Source organism: Streptomyces sp. sk2.1, from assembly GCF_008120935.1.
In the GTDB taxonomy this organism is placed as follows: domain Bacteria; phylum Actinomycetota; class Actinomycetes; order Streptomycetales; family Streptomycetaceae; genus Streptomyces.
This window is the reverse complement of sequence record NZ_RDBO01000219.1, coordinates 1-750: the sequence shown is the minus strand read 5'-3', so window position 1 is coordinate 750 and position 750 is coordinate 1. Positions and strand designations below refer to the sequence as shown.

2 protein-coding genes and 1 pseudogene are annotated in these 750 nt (G+C 68.8%); 2 read left to right on the top strand and 1 reads right to left on the bottom strand.

Going from position 1 to position 750, the window contains the following annotated elements:
* Positions 1-214, bottom strand: a pseudogene (locus EAO76_RS42830) (DUF4440 domain-containing protein); the annotation flags it as partial.
* Between EAO76_RS42830 and EAO76_RS42825 the strand changes: the two are divergent.
* Entirely contained in the window at positions 167-484 is a 318-nt protein-coding gene (locus tag EAO76_RS42825) for a helix-turn-helix domain-containing protein (protein WP_148841615.1), read from the top strand. The pseudogene EAO76_RS42830 and the gene EAO76_RS42825 overlap by 48 nt on opposite strands.
* Positions 485-524: 40 nt before the next feature.
* On the top strand, positions 525-750 hold a 226-nt coding region (locus tag EAO76_RS42820; protein ID WP_262375389.1), incomplete at its 3' end, for a transposase.

Here is a 750-nt window from a genome sequence, read left to right as displayed (position 1 = left end):
ACACCTCGATCGGGACGCGCAGGCGGAGGAAGTCGTCGTTGGCCCGGAACCGCTCCGCTCCGGTGACCAGCCGGCCGGGCACCGGCACGAAGCCCGCGTCGGGCTCGTAGAGCCGGTCCAGGACCGCCGGATCGAAGGTGTTGAAGGCCCGGGCGAAGACGAACGGATGGTCGGCGGCCCTGCGGGCCAGGGCCGGACCGGGATGATGTGTCATGTGGCAAGCGAACAGTCCGACGGCATACGTCACCAAACGGAAACCCACGTCTGGGACGCGGAGTTGGTACCAGGGCAGTCGGGCCGTACCCATCGGCCCGAGGCCGGATGCCCGGTGGAAGTGGCCCTGGCGGCGGTTTCGGGTCGATGGACCACCCTGTTGCTGCGCGAGCTGATGGGAGGCCCTCGCAGCTTCACGGAACTGCGGTCCCTGTTTCCCGAGTTGTCGCCCAAGGTGCTAACTGATCGTTTCAGAATGAGTTCAGCGTGAGGGCTTGGCGACCGGGGCTGGCAGGGGCAGAGTGGTGCGGGTGTCGGATGATCTTGTGCCTGATGACCTGTGGGAACGCATCGCTCCGCTGCTGCCGCCCCGGCCGCCGCGGCGTCATCGGTATCCCGGGCGGTTGCCGGCGGACGACCGTGCGGCTCTTCGGGGCATCGTGTACGTGCTGCGCAAGAACGTCAGCTGGAGAGACGTGCCCGCCGAGCGGACCGGCTGCAGTGGGGTGACGGCCTGGCGGCGGCTGCGGGACTGGG